11 protein-coding genes and 1 pseudogene are annotated in these 21,681 nt (G+C 71.5%); 2 read left to right on the top strand and 10 right to left on the bottom strand.

Annotated elements, in window-relative coordinates; genetic code table 11:
- Positions 1-182, bottom strand: a 182-nt coding sequence (locus KGQ19_RS36865) for a hypothetical protein (protein WP_212018021.1), incomplete at its 3' end; no start/stop codon positions are given.
- An 87-nt stretch (positions 183-269) separates the two neighbouring features.
- Here KGQ19_RS36865 and KGQ19_RS36870 point away from each other — a divergent pair.
- Positions 270-764: a hypothetical protein gene (locus KGQ19_RS36870; protein WP_212018023.1), complete on the top strand. Its 495-nt coding sequence runs from the start codon at positions 270-272 to the stop codon at positions 762-764.
- A 57-nt stretch (positions 765-821) separates the two neighbouring features.
- Here KGQ19_RS36870 and KGQ19_RS36875 read toward each other — a convergent pair whose 3' ends face one another.
- The 6 genes and pseudogenes from KGQ19_RS36875 to KGQ19_RS36900 form a co-directional block, all read right to left on the bottom strand.
- On the bottom strand, positions 822-1,208 hold the full coding sequence (locus tag KGQ19_RS36875) for a hypothetical protein (RefSeq protein WP_212018025.1): 387 nt from the start codon (positions 1,206-1,208) through the stop codon (positions 822-824).
- A gap of 100 nt (positions 1,209-1,308) precedes the next feature.
- Complete coding sequence (locus KGQ19_RS36880) at positions 1,309-2,505, bottom strand: glycosyltransferase (protein ID WP_307856616.1); 1,197 nt, start codon at positions 2,503-2,505, stop codon at positions 1,309-1,311.
- 122 nt (positions 2,506-2,627) lie between these two features.
- Positions 2,628-3,431 carry an alpha/beta fold hydrolase gene (locus KGQ19_RS36885; protein ID WP_212018027.1) on the bottom strand — a complete coding sequence of 268 codons (804 nt, stop codon included), beginning with the start codon at positions 3,429-3,431 and terminating at the stop codon, positions 2,628-2,630.
- 113 nt (positions 3,432-3,544) lie between these two features.
- Positions 3,545-3,790, bottom strand: a pseudogene (locus KGQ19_RS53095) (phosphopantetheine-binding protein); the annotation flags it as partial.
- Positions 3,791-3,831: 41 nt separating this feature from the next.
- The gene (locus KGQ19_RS52240) at positions 3,832-8,451 is read right to left on the bottom strand and encodes a type I polyketide synthase (protein WP_212018042.1); all 4,620 of its coding nucleotides are present in this window, start codon (positions 8,449-8,451) and stop codon (positions 3,832-3,834) included.
- 56 nt (positions 8,452-8,507) lie between these two features.
- Entirely contained in the window at positions 8,508-15,410 is a 6,903-nt protein-coding gene (locus KGQ19_RS36900; protein WP_212018029.1) for a type I polyketide synthase, read from the bottom strand.
- Positions 15,411-15,720: 310 nt separating this feature from the next.
- Between KGQ19_RS36900 and KGQ19_RS36905 the strand changes: the two genes are divergently transcribed.
- Positions 15,721-16,782, top strand: coding sequence for a class I SAM-dependent methyltransferase (locus tag KGQ19_RS36905; protein WP_212018031.1), 1,062 nt, complete (start codon positions 15,721-15,723; stop codon positions 16,780-16,782).
- Between the two features lie 22 nt (positions 16,783-16,804).
- On the opposite strand, the gene KGQ19_RS36910 is transcribed toward KGQ19_RS36905, so the two are convergent.
- Genes KGQ19_RS36910 through KGQ19_RS36920 form a run of 3 tightly spaced genes read right to left on the bottom strand, consistent with a single transcriptional unit; the run spans position 16,805 to position 21,644 of the window.
- Positions 16,805-19,036, bottom strand: a complete 2,232-nt coding sequence (locus KGQ19_RS36910) for a prolyl oligopeptidase family serine peptidase (protein WP_212018033.1) — start codon at positions 19,034-19,036, stop codon at positions 16,805-16,807.
- On the bottom strand, positions 19,033-20,418 hold the full coding sequence (locus KGQ19_RS36915) for an MFS transporter (RefSeq protein WP_212018035.1): 1,386 nt from the start codon (positions 20,416-20,418) through the stop codon (positions 19,033-19,035). The genes KGQ19_RS36910 and KGQ19_RS36915 overlap by 4 nt, the downstream gene beginning before the upstream one ends.
- A 26-nt stretch (positions 20,419-20,444) precedes the next feature.
- Positions 20,445-21,644: a radical SAM protein gene (locus KGQ19_RS36920; RefSeq protein ID WP_212018036.1), complete on the bottom strand. Its 1,200-nt coding sequence runs from the start codon at positions 21,642-21,644 to the stop codon at positions 20,445-20,447.
- Positions 21,645-21,681 lie beyond the last annotated feature (37 nt).

Genomic DNA, 21,681 nt, shown 5'->3' on the forward strand with positions numbered 1-21,681 from the left:
GGTGCCACGCGGGAGGGGATGTGGAGGAATCGCGGGGCGGCTGCGGAGAGCGCGTTCGCCCTGCCTGTCGCGCTCGCGCTCCGCGTGGGTTGCGGCGCGGCGCGGCCCGTGGTCTCCACACCGGCCCACGCGGCCACCGCGATCGCCGCGGCAAGCGTGACGACCCTGGTCAGTGGGCTCATGACCGGATTTCTGTCCCGCTCGCGGGCCCGGCATGCCGAGGTTCGCTCCGATGGCCTACAACGGGACGGGCCTCCTAGAGTGTCACCGTGCACATCGACCTGGACCCGCCGAACGGCATCACCGGCTTCCCCTTCGGCATGCCCGCCGAGGAGGTCAAGGCGGCGGCCGCGGCGCTCGGGCGGGTCCGGGTCATCGATGAGGGGCCGCCGCGCGGGTGGGCGTTCATGAAGGTCGACACCGTGTTGGCGCAGTTCGCGATCACGTTTCACCTCGAGGACGGCAAGACCCTGACGTCGGTGGAGATCTGGCGGCCGTTCGCCGGTCCGGAGGAGATCTCCGTGACCTGGCGGGGCATCGACGTGTTCCGGACCCCGGCAGCCGAGGTGCTGGCGCGGATCGAGGCGGCGGGCTATCGGATCGAGGACCGCGAGTACTTCCACCCGCAGGTCAGGGACCTGACGCTGGGCTTCTCGCGGAACTCGCGCGACGACATCCCGCTCGACGGCGATGAGGACGACGAGGACGCGATGCCGATGTACTTCTCGGCGGTCCTCGCCGCGCCTGCTGAGTACTACGACTGATTGTCGTATCCGCTTGTCGCATCCACACATCACTTGCGTCAGCCGCAGCCGGCTCTTTCACCAGGCGGCCCGCCGACCGTTGGCGCGCTCACCGAAGTCGACCCCGTCGGCCGCCCCGGCGCCGCTGTCGGCCGCCCCGGCGCCGCTGTTGGCCAGCTTCCGCAACTCGCCGAGGGCCGCACGCTCAGCGGTGCGAACGCTGCTCTGCGCCGCCGCGTACACACCGTTGATCAGCGCGAAATCACCACACCGGCCCCGGCTGCACGGATTCTCGGTGGCGGGTCGTACACGCTGCGGCCGCGCACGGCGCCCCTCGGCCTCGGCCAGCTCCACCTCGGCGGCGGAGTAGCGCAGGTCATAAAGCGCACGCGTAACAACAGAAACACTGGACTCGTCGTCAGCCTGAGCAGGCCACAGCGATCCGTGCCGAATGGAACGGGACACTCTTCCTCGCAGGGCAGGGCCGCCGGACCACCCGGCGTGCCCGACCTCTACCAGTCGGCGCCCGTGGACCTGCCAAGAAGTCGGTTACGCATACCCACCATTATGCCAGGGACTCCAGGTATGCCAGGGACTCCAGGTGCTCGGCCGCCGCAGCCGCTCCCCCCGCTCCACGGAATGACTCCCCGACCCGGCGGGCCGCGGCGGCGAACGCCGGCTCGGTCAGGACCTGGTCCAGGGCCGTGCCGATCTGGGTCGGACGCGCGTGGGCGAAGCGGATGCGGACACCCGCTCCGGCCGCCGTGACCTGCTGCGCGACTACCGGCTGATCGTCCCGGATCGGGGCGACGACCAGCGGGACCCCGTGATACAGCGCCTCGCACACGGTGTTCTGGCCCGCGTGGCAGATGGCGGCGTCGGCGCGCTGGAGTAGGTCTAGCTGCGGGACGTGCGGAACGGCCAGGACGTTGTCCGCCGGCGCCACGGCTGCTGTCGGATCCGCGACGACGCCGAACAGGTGCGGCCGGTCGGCGATCGCTTCGGCGCACGCTTGGAGGAACGACGCGCTGGCGTCCGAGTTCGCCGTCCCGACACTCGCGAAGACCAGCGGGCGGTCGTCGGGGAGCCGGTGCCAGGGGAACGCCGGGTCCGTCGGACGCTCGGCGATGGACGGGCCGACGTAGCGCAGCGTCTCGCGCAGGGCCGCGACCTCGCCGGACAGAGCGGCGGTGCTGTAGGCCAGGACGAGGTGCGGGGAAAAGCGCAGGTCACCGTACGTACACTGATAGCGCGGCGAGGCAGCCGTGGTCGCCAGACCATTGCGCACCTCCAGCTCAAGCAACAACTGCCGCACCCACGCATCGACCTTGGGCATCGCCGCGAGCGGGTTCCCCAGCTCCGCGGCCGTCGTCGCAGAGGTCGCCCACGGCACACCACACCGCATCGCCACCACCGCACCAGCCACAGCCTGCTGATCCACGAGCATGACATCCGGCGCGAACGCCTCAACCGCAGCCGCCACGCCGGGCACCATCGCCTCCGCGAGCGGAATGAGGAACGTCTCCCACAGAAACTTCAGCGCCGCCGGCCCCCGCAACCCCGCCGCCCGCACGACAGGCGCACCCGGCACCGCACAGTCCAGCACCTCGGCACCAGGCCCGGCGAGACTACCGACCAACTCGGGATTCCCGACCCACGCAACTTGGTGGCCGCGCGCAACCAGAGCGGCTGCGACGCCGACGGTGGGGTTGATGTGGCCGACCAGGGGCGGGACGACGATCAGGAACCGGCGCGGGCGCACAACCTCGCTCGCGCCAAACTCAGCCTGGCCTGCCACCCTCGTGCCGGAACCCGCCAGGTCAGCCACGCCCGCGCCGGAATCGGCCACGATCATGCCGCCGGGCTTTGCTTGATTCGCCGCCCTCACGCCGAACCCCGCTCGGCGAGCCGGTGCTCCGCCAGCCATCCGAGGATCAGGTCCAGTACTCGCGCCGGTGCCTCGACCAGCACTGAGTGCTCCAGGCCCGGCAGGATGACCGGTTCGTAGCGGGGCATCAGGGTGCGCAGGTGTTCTGCTTGGTCCGCGAGGTCGCTCTTGGAGCCGTAGAGGGCGAGGGTCGGGCAGGCGATTTCGGCGATCTGTGGGGCCGACAGGATTGTGCTTGTCGGTAGGTCGCGCTCCAGGGTGGTGGCTGCTAGGAGGCGGGCGGCGCGCTTGGAGCGGCGGGCCAGGTCGCGGCCGTAGCGGGCGGTTATCCAGGCTGTTGCTTCGAAGGTGCCCAGTTGGGTCGCGGCTTTGTGGAGGTTGGCGGCCATCTTCGTGGACCAGGGGGCGGTGGCCGGTTCGGACTCGATGGCGACGATGCCGGTGACGCGGTGGGGGTGGCGTGCGGCGAGGCCGTAGACGATGGTGCCGCCGAAGGAGTTGCCGAGGAAGTGGGCCTCGCCGACGTCCAGGGTGTCGAGGAGGGCGGCCAGGTCGTCTACGAAGTCGTCGAGGCGGTAGGCGGATGGCGGCTGCTCGGTCTTGCCGTGGCCGCGCAGGTCGTAGAGGACCACGCGGAAGCCGGCGGCGCGCAGCGCCTGGGCGACGGTGAAGTAGTAGCTCGCGAGGCTGTCGATCAGGATGCCGTGGACGCACACGATGGTCGGCGGGTTCGGTGCGGCATCGCGCGGGAGCAGCACCTCGTAGTTCTGACGGATCCCGTTGGCGCTGGTGGCGGGCATCGCGATCAGCTCGATTCGGAACTAGTGACGGGGGTGAAGGGGGCGGCGGAGGTAGCTGAGTTAGCGGAAGTAGCTGAGTTAACAGAGTTAGCGGAAGTAGCGGGGGTGGCAGAGGCATCGGCGGCGAGGGACACAGTCACATGCTCCACAAGCTGCCCGACCGTGAGTTCGATGATCTCGTCCAGCCCGAGATCGGCGATGAACTCGGCCAGGTTGACGCGCTCCCCATACCGCTCCGCGAGCATCCCGGCGAGCGTGACCAGATCCACGCTCTCCAGCTCCAGATCGTCGTGGAACCGGCTGTCCCGGTCGATGTCGATGTCGTCGATCCCGTACTCGTCCAGAATCGAGCCGAGCATGGCGGCGACTTCCGCGAGCACCGTGGTCGTCGTCTCAGCGGTCACGTGTCTGTCTCCTGATGGTTGTCGGTGTCCGGTCCCTCGGTCCAAGCGACCACGTACTGTCGTGCGGGTAGGTCATCCGGATTGGCGAGCTGTTCCAGGCGCACGCGGAAATGGCGGCCCACTCCAGCGCCACCGCCGCGAACCTCGACCACGGCGCCGGAAGCGGTGGCCCCCACGACGCCGAAGTGCCGCGGGTTGCCCGCCAGGCCGGTACCCAGCGCCTTCGCGACCGCCTCCTTCGCGGTCCAGAACCGGGCGAACCACAGATCCTCGCCCTCCCCGCCCAAGTCGACGAGCCCTCGCAGCCGGGTGAGTTCGTCCTCTGACAGCGCGAAGGCGAGCGTCGCAGCGTCGCGCGCGGCGACCACCTCGACATCGATCCCGATCTGCGGCCGACGATCCCCGGCGGTGGGACGCACGATCGCGACGCCGACGTCCCCGGCATGCGCGATCGACACCGCGAACGGCGGCAGCGCCCGGCCATGCGTGCCCGAGACGAGAGGCCGTCCGGCCTCGTCGTTGCCCACCGTGATCTCGGCGGGGAAGAGTTTCCGCCGACCGTCCTCGTCCCAGATCGCCTGCCGGACCGCGTCCTTGACCGCGATGCGTCCCAGCAGCCACTGCCGCCGGCCACGCGGCGGGCGCGCCTCGAACAGGTCACGCTCGGCGGCACCGAGATAGCTGCGCATCCGCAGCTGCCGCGACGCCGGGTCGGTCCAGCGGTCGAAGACCGCGAACCAACCGCCGGGACGCCGGCGGGCCAGCAACGCACCGCCCGGATCACGCTCGACGGCTTTGGTGTCCGGATGGCTCCCGAACCGCCGATCGGTCCAGCCGGAGATCTCGGCCCAGACCCGACCGGCGCTGACCAGCTGAGCGTCGGCGACCACAACCGTGTCCTCGACGCTCCGGATCCGGATATGGCAGGCCACTGACTCACGCGGCGTCGGACCATGGAATACGATGCGCTTCATCCCCATCGGGAACACGACGGTCCGATCGGGCAGGGTGTCCATGACCCAGTAGCCGAGCAACTGACCGACGTTGTCCAGAATGGCGCCCGGCGTCGCCAGCGCAGAGATCACACCGCGCACATGCCGGTCCCCGATGGCCGTCAGTTCCTCGACGCCCCGAAACACAGGGCCGTGGAACATCCAGCGGTCGTCATAGAGGGTCCGGGCGGCAATGGACGGCGAGCGCTCGTTCACAGGTTCGACAGGCCAAGCCGGTGGCGCCGGAGAGAATCCAGGCCCTGTCTCAATGGCCGCCCGCTCAATGGCCGCCCGCGCATAGGGCCCGAACTCGACCTTGACCGCGCCGTTCTCATCCGGCCGAACCACGATGTTGACGCTGGTCGGTGGCGCGGCGGCCGTCCACTGGTCGAACCGGGCGTCGCGCACCGCGATCGCGTGACCGCCCGCGGCGTCGATCATGTGCTGGATCACCGTGGTGGCGGGAACGACGGGGAAGCGGTCGGTCACATCAGGCCAGTCGTCACGCTGCGCGAAGAAGCAGTGGTCAAGGAGGTAGGGCATTGAGTCGGTATCCACAGCGAGCGTGATCCGCCGCTCGCCGGAAGCAGAAACCGAAGGCGAAACCGAAGCAGAAGCAGAAACAGAGGCAGAGGCAGAGGCAGAAGCAGAAGCAGAAGAGGCAGCAGAAGAGGCAGCGGCCTGCCGAGCGGCCAACACAGCCCCCGTACTCGCCGCCGTCTCGCGCAGCAGCAACGCGACCTCCGCCGCCATCGGGTACCGGGCCGCAAGCCCATCCAGCTCATCGAGCTCGTCGCGCCCCGTCAGCCCACTGGCAGCAGGCACCAGCCCGGCAGCCCTCTCCCCCAAACCGACGAGCGCACCGCCGAGATCCAACTGCATCGGAGCACTGCGACGCTTCGCCGACGTCTTCGCACGCCCGCCGAACAGCCCATCACTGGTCTCGAACCCTTCAGCCCAGAACGCCGCCGCGACCCGCCGAAGCTGAGCCAGCCCATCCCGCTGCGGCGCGTTCGCCGCGATAGCCAGATGGTCCCGCTCGCCGAGCACATCACCGATCACCGTCGCCAAAGCCCCGGTGCCGACCTGGACGAAGGCCCGAATCCCGGCCTCATACATCCCCTCGATCGTCTGCCGGAACCGAACGGTCTCCACCAGGTGCCGGACGAAGACCCGCCGCACCTGCTCAGCGTCCGTCGGGAACGGCGCGGCCAGCGTCGCCGACCACACCGGAACCGTCGGCGCCCGCACCTCGAAGTGTTCGAACGCCTCCAGGATCGGGCCGAGGTACGGTTCGAGCATCGGCGTGTGGAACCCCGACCGGAACGGCAGCACCTGGCACAGCAGATTCTGCCGCCGAAGCTCCCGCAGCAACTCGGCCATCGTCTCTTCGGGCCCGCACACGACACACTGATTCGGCCCGTTGTCGTGCGACAACACGATCCCCGGATACCGCGGCAGCAACGCGGCCACCCGCTCAGCACCGGCACCCACGGCACCGAAGACCAGCCCGGGCACCCGCAGCGAGTCCGGGTCGAAGCCGGCAACGAAATCGTCCACCGCGGAGCCGGCGAACATGCCCGCGCCGGCCATCGCGGTCCACTCTCCGACGCTGTGCCCGGCGACCGCCGCCGGTCGGATGCCCATCTGGGTCAGGGCACCTTCAAGCAGCCGCCCGACCTCGAACACGCCGAGCCCGTGCGAGCCGACGCTGTCCGCGCCGTATCCGGGCCCGGACACCCCGAGTCGGGCCGCGACATCGTCAACGCGCGGCGCGAAGTCGACTTCGAGCCCCGGGAACACAAACGCGATCCGGTCAGCGCCGGACTCGAAACCAGACTCAGCACCGGGCTCAGCGCCGGGCTCGACACAAGATTCGACACCAGATTCAGCACCAATCTCCGCACCGGATTCGGCCCCGGACTCACCGCCACGCCCCGCGAGCAGCGGACGCGGCGTGAACCACAGATCCCCGCGGCCACGCCACGGCTTCGCGTTCGCGATGACGCGCCGCGCCAGCTTGAAGCTCCGAGGCGTCGGATCGATCAGCGCGATCCGGTACGCGCCGGTGCCCCGCTGCGAAAACGAGCCCGGATCCCGCTCGGACTCCACCGCATCGAGCATCCGAGCGAGCGCATCGAGGTCATCAGCCGCCAACCGCACCTCGCGTTCCGGCACCGCACCACCGTCAACCACACCGCTCACCGCACCGCCAACCGCTCCCCGACGCCGCCGAGGCCGATCCGGCGCCTGCTCCAAGACGACGTGCGCGTTGATCCCGCCGAACCCGAAGGCGTTGACCCCAGCGCGCCGAGGCGTCCCGGTCTCCGGCCAATCCTCGGCTTCGGCCAACGTCCGGAATCGCGTGCCTTTCAGATCAGGGTGCGGATCCTCGCAGTGCAACGTCGGCGGCAGCACTCCGTGATGCACCGCCAACGCGGCCTTCACCAGGCTGGCGATCCCCGCAGCCGGCATGGTGTGCCCGATCATCGACTTGACCGACCCCAGCGCCGGCGCACCACCGGCGGCCTCGTCATCGTTGCGCGCCGGACCAAAGACCTCTGCGATGGTCAGCAACTCCGCACGGTCGCCGGCCGGCGTCGCCGTGCCGTGCGCCTCCAGCAGCCCGATCGCGTCGGCGGCGAGCGGGTCCAGCCCGGCGGCCGCCCAAGCCGCGCGCACCGCCCGCATCTGTCCGGCCGGCTCCGGGTTGAGCAGGCTCGCAGAGCGTCCATCGCTGGCCACGCCGGTGCCACGGATCACGGCATAGACCCGATCACCGGCGGCCTGCGCGTCCGCCAGCCGCTTCAGCACCACCACACCGGTGCCCTCACCGATCAGGATCCCGTCGGCGCCCCGATGGAACGGCCGGATCCGCCCGGTCCGAGAGAGCGCTCCGAGCTGGCTGAACACGCTCCAGAACGTGATGTCGTGACAGTGGTGGACGCCCCCGGCCAACATCACGTCACAGCGCCCTGAGACCAACTCGCCCACCGCCTGGTCGACCGCGACGAGCGAGGAGGCGCAGGCCGCGTCCACGGTGTAGGCCGGGCCGCGCAGGTCCAACCGGTTCGCGATCCGGGACGCGGCCAGGTTCGGGACCAGGCCGATCGCGGCCTCGGGCCGGTTCGGGCCGAGCGTCTCGGTGAAGGCGGCCTGGATCGCGTCCAGCCGCTCCTCGGCGAGCCCGGGTATCAGTTCTCGAAGAGTCCGGACCAGCTGGTTGGCGGTGCGGACGCGCTGGTCGAGACGGACCAGGCCGGGTGTCAGATACCCGCCCCGGCCAAGGATGACGCCGACCCGATCGCCGGCCGGAAGCCGGTCCCGACCCCCCGCGTCCGCGATGGCATCGGCCGCCACGCGAAGCGCGAGCAGCTGGTCCGGCTCGGCACCGGCGACCGAGTCCGGCATGATCCCGTACGCCAGCGGATCGAACTCCGTGAGTCCGTCCACGAACCCGCCGCGTCGGCAGTAGATCCGATCCGGCCGTGACGGATCGGCCGCCGGGTCGTGGAACTCCGGGTCCCATCGGTGCGCTGGAACGTCGGTGATGCAATCGGTGCCGGCGACCAGGTTGCGCCAGTAGGCGTCCAGATCCGGGGCCCCCGGCAACAGCACCGCCATCCCGACGACGGCGACCGGGGCCACTCCCGCGTGCACATCCGCCTCCGCGTTGACGATCACCACTGGGACGCCGTGTAGACCACCGACGCCGGGCCGTCGCCCCACGCCAGCTCCCGGAGCAGGGCCAACACCCCTTCCTCGGGATCGATCAGGCCGATACCGCGCTTGCCGTAGGCCTGCATCAACTCCGGCGTGACCATCCCGCCGTGCTCGGCCGACGGCGCCCACGGTCCCCAGTGCACCGTCAGACAGTGCGCGCCGGTCCGGTCCGACCAGTCCGCGCCGACTGCTTCGAGCGCGTCGTTGGCGCTGGCGTAGTCGCACTGGCCACGGTTGCCGAACACAGCCGCGATGCTGCCGAACAGAACGGTGTGGCGGGGACGCCCGGGGAGATCGTCGAGGCCTGCGATCAGTGTTCTGGCACCCTCGGCCTTGGTGGCGAAGACCCGTGCGAAGGAGGCCGGGTCCTTGTCGGCGATGAGCTTGTCCTCGATGATGCCGGCGGCGTAGAAGACCGCGTCGATGCGTCCGTGCTCGGTGTGGATGCCCTTCAGCAGCCGGTGCAGGGCCTCGCTGTTCTGCACGTCGAGCGAGTGGTAGCGCACGGCGCTGCCCAAGGCGCCGATCCGCGCGAGCGTCGCGGACACCTCACGGCCCGCGAGGATGCGGCCGACTTCGCGTTCGATCTCGGCCGGGACACTCAGTCCGTTGGCGATCAGCGCGGCACGCAAGGCCGCCCGGTCCGGGGCGGCCGCCGTCGCGGCCGACTCGGCGCCGTCCGGCAGCGGGGTGCGGCCCACGAGCTCGACGCGGCAGCGGCAGGCGGCGGCCAACGTCTCGGCCAGGTGCGCGGTGATCCCGCGCGCGCCGCCGATGAGCACGACGACCGAGTCGCGGTCGAGGCCGAGCGCCTGGATCTCGGCGGTTCCGTCCCCTGCCGGTCCGGCCCCGTTCGTGGCCAGTGTGCCGAGCGAGGTCTCCACCGGGGTGATCCGGCGGCGGGATCCGTTGTGGCGCACCACGACCGGTTCGCGGTCCGAACTCACGATCTCCTCGACCAACTGGGCCGCGAGTTCGTCGGCGGTCGCGTCCCGGTCCACCTCTACGAGGCGCGCGACGGTCTGCGGGTACTCGCGGGCGATGGTGCGCCACAGGCCGCGCAGCCCGGCACCGGCGATGCGGTCCTGGAGCGGCGCTGCGGCGAGGAACCAGCGCGGCGATCCGGCCAGCGCCTTCTTGATCGCGCCGAAACTGTGCGGGAGGAGCCGGGGCTCCATGCTGTCGCCCGCGCCGAGTGCTCCCAGGTGAACGATCCCGTCGGCCTGGACCTCGGCCGCGGCCGCGGCTTCGGTCCGATCGCTGCGGAGCTCGACGGACGCGCCGAGCTCTGTGAGCCGCTGCGAGAGCGCCTGCTCCACCGGGCCGGTGCCCGCGGCTCCGACGATCGCGAAGCGGGTTCCGGCCAGGATCGCGTTGTCGAGGGGTTCTGGGAAGCCGTGCTCTTCCTCGTTCATGACGAAGCGCTTCGGAGCCAGCGCGGAGGATAGGGGCTCAGTGGCCTGGGATACGGGTGCGATGGGCGCCGGTTGCGGCTCGGATCCGCCGTCGAGGTGGTCCCGGAGCCAGTCGGCGATGGCGTTCGCCGTGCGGGCCTTGGCCAGTTCCTCCAACTGGTCGTCGTCGAGTTCGGCGGCGGCCAGGCCCAGGCGTTCGGCGAGCTCTCCGGCGATCTCCGTACGTTTGATCGAGTCGATGCTCAGCTCCGCCTCCAGGTCGAGCTCGGGCTCGATCATGTCGGACGGATACCCGGTGCGGGCGCTGATGATCGCCAGGATCGTGCCGAGCAGATCGGTGACGGGTTCCTCGGCCTTCTGCCCGGTCGGCGGCTGGCTCGAAGCAGTCACCGCAGGCGGGGCGGACGCCGGACCCGCAGGCGTCATCGGCGCCGCGACGGCCGCGGGGACGGCCAAGGGCACCGCCGCCTCAGAGCCCTGCCACACCAGGCGTCCGGCCGGCGCCCCGCCGAGATACGCCAGCAGCACGTCGCGCTGCGCGGCGATCATCTCGCGGTTGGTCCTCAGGAACTCGGCGAGCAAGGCGTCCTGGGCCGCTTCCGACCTGGTCGCGGAATCGTGCGTCACGATGGTGCCCTCCAGAGAGATTCGCCGGGCCGGGGTGAGGCCGCCGGGCACGCCGGCCCCGTCGGCGGTGCGGACGTGGCGGCCGTCGACCGTCCAGCCGGGTCGGGTGGACGCGGTCGCGGTGGCGGCGTCCCGGGCGTCGCGGCCCTCGACCAGCCAGCCGGTCCGGAGCGCGACCCCGGCGGTGGCCAGCCGGGCCACGGCCGCGAGCAGGCCGGGCACTCCGGCGCCGGGCCGTTCCTCGCAGGCGACGGCGAGGTGTGGGCGGTCGTGCAGGATCGCGTCCACCAGATTTGTCAGGACCCTGCCGGGCCCGGCTTCGACGAACACCCGGACGCCCGCCGCGTACATCGCCTCGATCTGGTCGGCGAACCGTACCGGCGCGCCGATCTGGGCGCCGAGTTCGGCCCGGACGTCGTCGGCGGTCGGGCCGTATGGCGCGGCTGTGCGGTTCGCGTAGACCGGGATCTCCGGGGCGCGCACCGGGACCTTGTCCATGATCTGGGCGAATGCCTCGCCGGCCGCCGCGACCACCGGACTGTGGAACGCGCAGGCGACCCGGATGCGCTTCGCCCCGATCTCGGCGGCGCGCAGGTGGGAGACCGCGGCGTCGACATCCTCACTGGGACCCGAGATGACGACCTGTCGGGGAGAGTTCTGATTCGCCAGCACGACGCGGTCGGCAAGGCCGTGCTCCGCGAGCAGGGCTGCGATCTCCTCGCCTCCGGCGGTGACCGCGGCCATGGCGCCCGGGTCGTCGCCGGCCGCGTCGAGGATCGCCTGCGCGCGGCCCCGGCTGGCGTCCAGAAGCGCCGCCGGGTCCAGGGCTCCGGCGCTCGCCAGTGCGACGAGTTCGCCGTAGCTGTGGCCGCCCACCGCATCGGGCCGGATCCCGAGCTTGCGCAGCAGATGGTCGACGGCGAGCCCGCCGACGCCGAGCACCGGCTGCGCGACCCGCGTGTCCCGGATGCGTCGCCCCTGGTCCGCCGCGGTCGCGTCATCGAAGGCGGTCGGCGGGTTGAGGATCTCGGCCCACTCCCGGCCCAGCCGCAGGTAGTGCTGGAGTTCGGGGAACGCGACGAACAGTTCGGCGAGCATCCCAGGACGCTGACTCCCCTGCCCGGGGAACAGGAACCCGGTGCCCCCGGATTCCGGGGCGCCGGGTCCGAAGAACGCTTCGTCGGGCGGCTGGTGCAGTCCCGAGGCCGGGTCGTGCTCCCCGGCCAGCGCGCGGCCGGCGAGGGACGCCAGGTGTTCGAGGTCTGATGCGACCAGGGCCACCCACGCGCGGTCGGTGCGGGCGTCGCAGGTCCGGGCCGCGGCCAGCGCCAGGTCGCGGAGCCGCCACGGCGTCTTGCCCGGGTCGGCGGCCACCCGGCTGAGCAGGGTACTGAGGGCACGGTGTGCGGCGGCACGGTCGGCGCCGCGGAAGACGAAGAGCTCCGCGGCCCAGTCGTCCCGGCCGTGCCGGGGATCCACGGCCCGCTCGTGACCGGAGAGCACGACGTGGAAGTTGGTGCCGCCGAACCCGAAAGCACTGACGCCCGCGACGCGGTCGCCGGGCGGCCGGGCCCAGGGCGCCGGGGCGGCGCGGAACGTGAACGGGCTCTGGTCCGCGGTCCACGCCGGATTCGGGTGGCTGATGTTCACCGTCGGCGGCCGCACTCCGGTGTGCACCGCGAGTGCGGTCTTCACGAGTCCGGCCAGGCCCGCGGCGCACTTGGTGTGCCCGATCTGGGACTTGACCGAGCCCAGGGCGCAGCCGCCGGGCTCGGCACCCGCCTCGGCGAACAGCTTCGTCAGGGTGCTGAGCTCGGTGCGGTCGCCGACCACGGTCCCGGTGCCGTGCGCCTCGACCAGGCCGATCCGGGCCGGGGACACGCCCGCCGACCGGTAGGAGCGCTCCAGCGCGCGCCGCTGGCCCTCCGGCCGCGGCGCGGTCAGTCCGAGCGCGCGGCCGTCGCTGGCACTGCCGACGCCCTTGACGACCGCGTAGACCCGGTCGCCGTCGCGTTCGGCGTCGGCGAGCCGCTTCAGCACGACGCAGGCGGCGCCCTCGCCGAGGGCGATGCCGTCGGCGGCGGCGTCGAACGCGCGGGAGCGGCCGGTCGGGGACAGCGCGTGGACCGAGGAGAAGAGCAGGAAGTCGTTGATCCCGTTGTGCGTGTCGACGCCGCCGCACAGCACCAGATCGCTGGTGCCGAGCGTGAGCTCCTTGCAGGCGATGTCGACGGCCGCCAGCGAGGAGGCGCAGGCCGCGTCGACGGTGTAGTTGGCGCCGCCGAGGTCCAGCCGGTTGGCGATGCGGCCGGCGATGACGTTGGCCAGGACGCCGGTGAACGAGTCCTCGGTGAGCCGGGGAAGTTGTTCGTCGAGTCCGGCCGGGAGCGGGCCGAGGTAGGCGGGCAGCGTGGTGCGCAGTACGCCCGCGTTGGACAGGTCGCTGCCGGCCTCGGCGCCGAAGACCACCGAGGTTCGGTCGTGGTCCACGCCGGGGCGGTCGTATCCGGCGTCGGCCAGCGCGCGCCGGGCGACTTCCAGGGCCAGCAGCTGCGTCGGTTCGATGCTGCTCAGCGCGTTCGGCGGAATGCCGTAGCGCAGCGGGTCGAAAGGGATCGGCGGGAGGAAGCCGCCCCATTTGGAGGGCGTCCCGCGCCCGGCTGCGGGGCCGACGGCGTCCGGATCGTAGAAGAGCTCTGAGTCCCAGCGGTCCGTCGGTACCTCGGTGATGCGGTCGGCACCGTCCAGGATCGTCGCCCAGAATGCTGCGAGGTCCGGGGAGCCGGGGAAGACGCAGGCCATTCCCACGATGGCGATGTCCAGGGGCGCCGGAGGCTGTTCCTCGGCTTCGTCGGTCTCGATGCGTATTCCGAGGGCACGGGCCGCTTCGTCGCGCTGCGCGGTGTAGAACGCGCTTGCGCCCTCGGTGACGTCGGCGTGCAGGTCGGCGACGGTGGTGACGGAGTCGCGGAGCACCGCTACCTGGCCCGCCATGAACAGGCCTTCGCGCAGCTGCCGGTCCTCGCCGATCTGAACCAGTTCGGCGCCGTCGCGCGACAGGGCCTTGCTGGCGATGCGCAGGCGGCCGACGTTCAGCTGCTCAAGCTGTTCCCAGGCTTCACGCTGCGGCACGTCGCCGGCTTGCAGCTGCCGGCGAAGGGTCTGGAACTCGGTGGTGAAGGGGCTGACGATGCCGCGCGTGGTGTGTCCGGGGGCTGATTCCAGCAGGGCGGTCGCCTCGGCGGCGAGGGCTTGCCGTTGGAACAGGGGTTGGATCGCGCCGCGCGCCACGGATTCTTCGGTGAACAGGTAGGCGGTGCCCATGAGGACGCCGATCTGCACTCCGGCGCCGAGGACCGTCCGGGCCAGGGCGGCGACCATCGCGGCGGAGCGTGCGTCGTGGATTCCGCCGGCGAACAGGACTTGGAGGCCGTCAGCCGGTGCTTGCGCCTGTGCTTGCGTCTGCGTTTGCGTCTGCGTTTGCTCGGCGAGCCAGTCCTCGATGACGCCGAGTTGTGCCTCCCAGAGCGGGAAGCTGGCGCGCGGACCGGTATGGCCGCCGCACTCCGAGCCTTCGAAGACGAACCTGCGGGACCCGGCGGTGAGGAACTGGCGGAGCAGGCCGGGTGAGGGTGCGTGCAGGAACGTCGCGATACCGACGTCTTCAAGTGCGCGGGCCTGCGCGGGGCGGCCGCCGGCGACGATCGCGCACGCCGGTCGCAGCTCCCTGACGATCTCCAGCTGCGCGGCCCGGAGTTCCGCGGGAGCGAAGCCGAGGATCCCGACGCCCCAGGGACGGTCGCCGAGCGTGGCCTTGGTCTGCTCCATCATCGCGCGGGTCTGATCGCTGTTCGCCAGCGCCAGGGCGAGGAAGGGCAGGGCTCCGTCCTCGGCGACCGCCGCGGCGAAGTCTGCCTGGTCACTGACGCGGGTCATCGGGCCCTGAGCCACCGGTACGCGCAGGCCGAGCGTGGTGGCGAGGGGGGCGAACGGGGCAAGGGATCCGGCGCTGTCCGCGTCGCGGATCGCCTCGACGATCGCCGAGTGCACGGCGCGTACCGCGCCGACGGTATCGCTGTGGCGCTTGAGGAAGCGGTCGGCGAGGAAGCCGTCTTGGCCGATCGGGAGCAGGGTGTCGGAAGCGGGGGTTCGCAGTACTCGATGACCGTCGGCGACCACGGTCTCGGATCCGTCCGTGGCCCGGAGCGCGGCGCGGATGTCTTCGGGCAGCTCGGCTTCCGGCAGCAGCGCCAGCTGGGTGTCCAGGACGACGCCGGCGGCGCCGCCGATGACCGCCGCCGCGGCGGTGTGCTCGCCGATGCCGCCGGCGGCCCAGATCGGGAGGTCGAGGCCGGGCTCGGCCAGGAGGCGTTGGAGCAGGACGAAGGTGCTCAGCTCGCCGATGCGGCCGCCGGCTTCGGATCCCTTCGCGATCAGAGCGTGGGCGCCGGCCGTCGCGGCGGCGTGCGCCTCGGACGCGTCGGTCACCTCGACCAGGACGCGATAGCCCGCCAGCGCCACCTCGTCCGCGTTCCACGGAGCCTCGGAGCCGAGCACCACCAGGTTGACTCGCCCCGAACCGATCCGGCTGAGCTCGGCGAGCTCCAGTCCGCAACCCCGTCCGCACCTGACGCCGAACCCGTCGGGCAGCCATTCGGCGGCTAAGCCCAGCGCCTCCCGCGCGGCCCGACCTCCGGCCCCGAGGTCCACGACCCCGGTGCCCCCGCCGCGCCCGACCGCGGCGGCCAGGCGTGCGTTCGGGACACCACAGGGGCTTATCCCGACAACCAGTTCTCGTCGATCCCGTGCAACGGGCATCGCAACTCCGTCCTGGCGGCGCGGCCGTCAGGCCGCTGACTCAGGGTTACCGATCAGGGTTTCAGGGTTACCAACGGGTAGGGAGTCTGGCACATCGAACGTGATGTCGGAAGTGGCGTGCTGTAAACCTGTATCGACGATAATGCGCACAGCAGATGTCTTCTGACCCTGAGATGAAACGTGCGGCGCGAACGCCCTGATCAGCGCTAATCGGCGCCGAGGCCGCAGAGAACTTCCACCGGAAGACCACAACCTGACATGTCCCTGTCGCCGCGCGGCCCTGGCGACATAATCAGACGTATGATATGCAATGCGCGTGAGCCGTACAGAAGAGATCGCGTCACGGCGCCCCGCATATGAGGCCGACCTCAAGGACGGCGTCGACCGCTACTTCGAACCGCGACGGACGATCTGTCCGTGGTGCGGCTCGGACCGACTCCGGGAGCGGCTGCACACCACGGACCTGCTCCAACACAAACCCGGCCACTTCCGGCTGGACCGGTGCCTGGAGTGCGGGCACATCTTCCAGAATCCGCGCCTGAGTCCCGAGGGCTTGGAGTTCTACTACCGCGACTTCTACGACGGCCTCGGCGAGAAGAGCAGCGGCAGCATCTTCGCCGGACGCAGCGCGATCTACCGGAAACGCGCCGAGGCGCTGGCACCGCACACGGACCAGCCCGGCAGCTGGCTGGACGTCGGTACCGGACACGGCCACTTCTGCGAGGCGGCGCGCGCCGTCTTCCCGCACACCGAGTTCGACGGCCTGGACTTCACCGACGGCGCGGAACTGGCCGAACGCGCCGGACGCGTCCGGCGCGGCTACCGGGGCAGCTTCGTCCAGGTCGCGCCGACCGTGGCGGGGACCTACGACGTGGTGAGCATGTTCCACTACCTGGAGCACAGCGTGGAGCCCGGGCTGGAGTTGGAGGCCGCGCGGCTGGCCATCCGGCCCGGCGGCTATCTGCTGATCGAGGTCCCCGACGCGGCCAGCCGCTACTCCCGGCTGCTCGGCCGCCGCTGGCTGCCGTGGCTGCAGCCCCAACACCTGCACTTCATTCCGGTCCGCAACCTGCGCGAACGGCTCGGCGCGCTCGGGTTCACCGTCGTGGCCGAACAGCACACCGAGCCGCACGACCGCGTCGACCTGCTCGCCGCGACCTGGTTCGTGGTCGACGGCATCGCGCCGCGGGACGAGGCGCCGTGGCTGCCCCGGCGGCCGGGGCGGCTCAAGCGCGTCACGCGGGCGGCGGTCGTGATCGCGGGTATCCCGGCGCTGGCCGCGGCGACAGTCCTGGACCGGATCATGCCCAGGGCCCTGATACGCCGGTTCGGGCTCTCGAACGCGTATCGGGTGGTCGCTCGGCGGGACTGAGGAGGATCACGACTGATCAGGATCACGCGGTGTCGCGGGCGAGGTCGAGGTGTTCGGCGAGGAACGTCATGACGTCGGCGAACAGGTCGACGGTCGTGGCGGTCCCGCGGGCCCCGTGGCCCACGCCGCGCTCCAGGCGCAGCAGGATCGGGGCGGGAGCGGCCGAGGCGTGTTGCAGGGCCGCGCACATCTTGCGGGCGTGCAGCGGATCGACGCGGGTGTCGCCGTCGGCCACGCCGAACAGGACGGCCGGGTAGTCGACCGATTCACGGACGTGGTGGTAGGGCGAGTAGGCGTGCAGGACGGCGAGGTCCGCGGGATCGGCGGCGGTGCCGTACTCCTCGCGCCAGCTGGGGCCCATGCCGGAGTGTTCGTAGCGCACCATGTCCAGCAGCGGGGCGACGGACACGACGGCCGCGTACTTCTCAGGGTGCTGCGTCAGCGCGGCGGCGACGGTCAGGCCGCCGTTGGAGCTGCCGAGCAGACCCAGGCGCGCGGGGTCGGCCCAGCCGGCGGCGACCAGCCGGTCGGCGGCGGCGTCCAGATCATCGAAGGTGGCCTGCTTGTTGGCCCGGCGCCCGGCGTCGTGCCAGGCCTGACCCTCCTCGCCGCCGCCGCGCAGGCAGGTGAAGACGTAGACGCCGCCCATCTCGACCCAGGCCAGGGCCTGCGCGGCCCAGCCGGGGACGATCGAGGCGCCGAAGCCGCCGTAGCCGCTGACCACGGTCGGGCGCGGGCGGTCCGGGCGGCCGGACGGGGACAGGACGAAGGCGGTGACCGGCGTGCCGTCATGCGCGGCGTAGCGGATTCGTCGCACGACGCAGCCCTCGATGACCGGGGCGCCGGGGGCCGAGGCCCACCCGGTGAGCGCGGCGGAGCGGGCGTCGAAGTGCATTACGCGGCTGGGCGTGATGTGGTCGGTGTAGCCGAACCACGCCTCGCGGCCGTCGGGTGCGGGGCGCACGCTGCCGACGGTGCCCGGGCCGGGCAGCGCGAGGCGGTGCAGCTGGTCTCCGGTGCGCGGGTCGTGGACGGTGAGCTCGCAGACGCCGTGACGCACGCGGGTGAGCAGGAGCAGGCCGTCGAGGGCGGCGACCTCGGTCAACACGGCCTCGGGGTCCTCGGGGACGAGGACGGAAGGCGAGCGGTCGGCGCGCGGCGGATCCACCGGCTGCGAATCAGGGACCGAATCAGGGTACGAACTGGCGATCGAATCAGTGAGTTGCGGATCGGGAGCGTCGGACACGGCCGAGCGTGACTCCGGTCCGGACCCGGTGAGCGCGGCGGGGGAAGCACTCTCAAGCCGGCCGTTCGGCGCGTCCTGATAGGTAATCAGATAGGCCCGGTCATGCGGCCCGGTGCCCGCCGGGATCACCAGGTCCAGCCGCGCTCTCCCGGACCCGAGCACATGTCGCAGCACCGGGGCCTCGGGCGCCCCCGAGCCGAGGTCGGCCAGCCAGAGCTCGGTCGCGGGATCCGCGCCGCGGGTGACGGCGATCGTCAGCCAGCGGCCGTCCGGCGACAGGGCCGGGGTGTAGAAGTCGTCCATGGCCCGGCCTTCGCCGAAGATCAGCGCGTCGCCCTCCGGGTCGGTCCCGAGCCGGTGCAGGCGGACCCGGCGGTGGTAGCGCTCCTCGCCGGGTATCTCCTCCGGCGGTCGGCGGCGCACATAGTAGAAGCCGCTGGAGTCCGGCAGCCACGCCAGCGGGGAGCGTCGCAGCCGCTCGATCGGGCCGTCCACCGGGCGGCCGGTCGCGACGTCGAGCACCACGAGTCGGGTGTCCTCGGTCCCGGCCGCCGAGTACTGCACGGCGATCAGCGAACCGTCCTGGGACGGATCCCAGGACTCCAGCACCGTCAGCCCACTCGGGTCGTGGACGAGCGGGTCCCAGAGGGTGCGCGCGTCGTGGCCCCCGGCGTCGCAGACACGCAGCGCGGCTTGGTCGCGGCCCGGTTCGCGGACCGTGTTGAACAGCAGTCCGCCGCGCGCGACCGGAACGCTGACCGACCCGGTATCCACGAGCTCTGCTATGCGGCGGCGCATCGGTTCCAGCAAGGCCCAGCCGCTCCGATGCGCGGCGAACAGGTCTTCCTGAGCCGCACTCCACGCCGCCGTTTCCGGGTCGGACTCGTCCTCCAGCCAGCGGTACGGGTCCGCGACCGGGATGCCGTGCAGCACCTCGACCGGGCCAGTGCGCGGAGCCGGTGGATAGCCGCGGGTGACGAGGCTGGTGTGCTCGTTCACGGCGGTCATGGTGTCTCCTGCGAGCCGTCGTCTTCGAGATCTGATTCAGAGTGCAGGACGAGATCGGGTTCCAGGAAGACGGCCTCGTCACCCAGCGCGACCTCGTCGCCTAGGCCCTGCTCCTCGCTCGACACACCCTTGCTCGACCCGCTCTCGGTCGACACACTCCCGCTCGACCCGCTCTCGGCCGTCGCCGACAGTGCCCCGCCCCGCAACAGCGGGAGCGCCGCGACAGCTGTCCCGGCGGCTATCACCGCGGCCAGCAGCACCCACGTCCGCGAGATCCCGGCGTCCTGGAGCAACACGCCGGCCGCCGCCGGGCCCAGCGACGCCAGGCCCGCCATCAGCAGATCGGCGGCGGTCGAGATCCGGCCGAGCAACTCGCGCGGGGACTCGGTGAGCAGTACCCGTCCGACCAGGATCCCGGCCGGCGGGGTGAGGAAGATGAGCAGCACCAGAACCGGACCGACCACCAGCGGCGTGGGGGCCGCGGCGAACGCCGCGAAGCCGAACGTCCAGACCACGCCCACCACCAGGAACAGCGGCCCGGGGTCGAGCAGCGCGATCACTCGTGGTGCGGCCAGGGCTCCGAGGACGGCGCCCACTCCGGCGCACGCCATCACCAGACCGATCACCGTGCCCGCGGTGTGCTTCTCCCGCAACGTCACCACCACGGCCACCTCGGCCGCGGCCCCGCCCAGGTTCAGCAGCGAGCCGAACAGTAGAGCCCTGAGAAGTGCCGGCCGTCGCCCGAGCCACCGCACACCGGCCAGAGCACCGGTCGGACGCGGAGTCGCCGGGTCGGCGGGCTGTGGCCGAGTGGCCATCCCCAGCAGAAGAACCGCGGACACCGCATAGGAAAGCGCGTCGGCGGTGAACGGCAGGATCCGGTCCACGGCGAACAGCCAGCCGCCCAGGAACGGTCCGACCAGCGTGGCGGTCCCGAGCGCGGCCTGTTCCTTCGACAGTGCGTCAGAGAGCTGATGCTCGGGCACGACATCGCGCACGGCGATCCGGCTGGCCGGGCCGAACAGCGCCGTCGCGCTGCCCTCGACGATCGCGACCACGAGCAGCTGCGGGTAGCCGAGCGCGCCGAACCCTCCGGCGATCGGGATGCTGCCCAGGGCGACCAGCCGGACCAGGTCGGTGGCCAGCATCAGCCGCCGCCGGTCCGTGCGGTCCACCAGGTTGCCGGCCGGCAGCCGCAGGGCCAGCCGGGTCACCAGCGAGCAGGTGGCGACCAGACCGGCCTCGGCGGCGCCCGCGCCGAGCGAGAGGACCAGCAGCGGGAAGGCGATCAGGGACATCTGCGAGCCCAGCGTCGACAGGGTCGAGCCGGTCCAGAAGCGGCGGAAGTCCCGGTTCTCGCGCAGGATTCCAGTGCTGGTCATGTGTTCCACCTCCGAGAGGTCGGGGTTCAGCGGTCCCCGGCCGGGTGCAGCAGGTCGAGCAGTTCGGCGTCGACCTCGTCCTGGAACGCCGCCAGCTCCGCCGCGTGCTCGCCGTGCCGGTACTGGTCGGTGCAGGTGATCCAGCGGTCCGCGATGTGCTCGCCGGACAGGTAGCCGCCGTCGACGTCGCCCACGACCCACTCCGGCCGGCCGGCGGTCTCCCAGCAGCTGGCCAGCGAGCCGTCGGCGCTGACCACCGCGCCGTACTGGCCGTCAGGGTGCTCACACGCCTGGCAGCCCTTGCCCGAACGCGGGCGGGTCAGCGAGAAGCCGCGTTCCTGGGCCGCACGGTGCCAGCGGGTGAACTCCGCGGCGAGCGCGCCGCCGTAGGCGAGTTCGTTGCCGTAGCCGACGCCGACGTCGCCGATGAGCGCGAACTGGATGGTGCACTGCGTCACGTCGAGCCGGTCGGCCAGCCGCTGGACCAGCGCGTCCATCCCGTGCCGGTTGTGGTGCGAGACGTTGACCCGCAGATGCCAGCGCACTGACGCCGCGCTCATCGCCTGCGCCGCGTTGTCCACGATCTTGTCGAAGGTCGGCCCGCCGGAGCGGGTGACGCGGATCGCGTCGTGCTCGTCCCGGTCGCCGTCGAAGGTGAGCTGCACGGAGCCCAGGCCCGCGGCATTCAGGGTCCTGACGACCAGCGGCGTGAGCAGCGTGCCGTTGGAGACCATGGACACGGTGAGTTTGCCGAGCTCCGCGGCGCGTTCCAGGAGGTCGACGGCGCCGCGCAGATTGAGCAGCGGCTCTCCGCCGAACAGCATCACGGCGAGCTTGTCCAGCTTCGCCTCGGCCATCCGGGCGCGGGTGAAGTCGAGGATCGCAGAGGTCGTATCCGGCTTGAGCCGGGCGTGCTCGATCCGGGGCGGCCGGGATCCCCCGCGCGGGTCCTGCGCGATGTTCTGGAAGCAGTAGCCGCAGCCCAGGTTGCAGTCGGTGCTGGTCAGCACCGTGAGGGAGTAAGTGCTCGGCGGACGCTTGCGCAGCAGTCCCTGCTCACGCAGCCGGTCCAGCGTGGCCGGCGCGACGGTGCCGTCGGCGTCGACCTGCGCGGGGAGGAGTTTGGCGGAGCCGCCTTCGCTGACGAACCACCAGCCCTGCCGGGCCGGGAGCAGGCGCGAGGGAGCGTCCGCGACAAGCGGTTCCGGGCTAATGGTCCGGAGCATGGTGCCTCCTGTCGGATGGATCGGGGCGGGGTCGGGC

Source organism: Catenulispora pinistramenti (assembly GCF_018274385.1).
In the GTDB taxonomy this organism is placed as follows: Bacteria; Actinomycetota; Actinomycetes; order Streptomycetales; family Catenulisporaceae; genus Catenulispora; species Catenulispora pinistramenti.